This window comes from Pseudomonas sp. Larv2_ips (assembly GCF_963879675.1).
In the GTDB taxonomy this organism is placed as follows: domain Bacteria; phylum Pseudomonadota; class Gammaproteobacteria; order Pseudomonadales; family Pseudomonadaceae; genus Aquipseudomonas.
The window spans coordinates 651278-651950 of record NZ_CAWOAW010000031.1 but is presented as its reverse complement, the minus strand read 5'-3'; the positions used below and the strand labels follow the sequence as shown (position 1 = coordinate 651950).

The 673-nt window shown below is 58.1% G+C and carries 1 protein-coding gene; it reads right to left on the bottom strand.

Annotated elements, in window-relative coordinates:
* A partial coding sequence (locus AACV02_RS31050) for an immunoglobulin-like domain-containing protein (protein ID WP_218568293.1) occupies positions 1-673 on the bottom strand: 673 nt, incomplete at both ends.

The following is a 673-nucleotide window of genomic DNA, read 5'->3' as shown; positions in this document are numbered from 1 at the left end:
GATGTTGCCGCCTTCAACGACCGATGGGTCCGCCGTCAGGGTGACGGTTGTGGTATCGATCGAGTCGGTGATGGTGGTGGTCGCTGGCGTAGGGTTGGTCGCCAGATTCTCGAAGTTACCGCCAGTGGCGTTGGTGATCGTCGTATTGACGGTCGAACCGTTGTTGTAGACGTCGTTGGCTGGAGTTTCGAAAACCACCGAGCCGGCAGATTTACCCGCTTCGATAACGATGGTCTGGCCATTGCTCAGCGTCACGGTGACCGGAGTTTGCGCCGGGTTGGTCAGCGTCGCGGTGTAGGTGATGTTGCCGCCTTCAACGACCGATGGATCCGCCGTCAGAGTGACGGTTGTGGTATCGATCGAGTCGGTGATGGTGGTCACCGCTGGAGCTGGGTTGGTCGCCAGGTTCTCGAAGTTGCCGCCAGTGGCGTTGGTGATCGTCGTATTGACGGTCGAGCCGTTGTTATAGACGTCGTTGGCTGGGGTTTCGAAAACCACCGAACCAGCAGATTTACCGGCTTCGATGACGATGGTCTGACCATTCGAAAGCGTCACAGTCACCGCAGTTTGCGCCGGGTTAGTCAGCGTAGCGGTGTAAGTAATGTTGCCGCCTTCAACGACCGATGGATCCGCCGTCAGGGTAACGGTGGTGGTGTCGATCGAGTCGGTGATC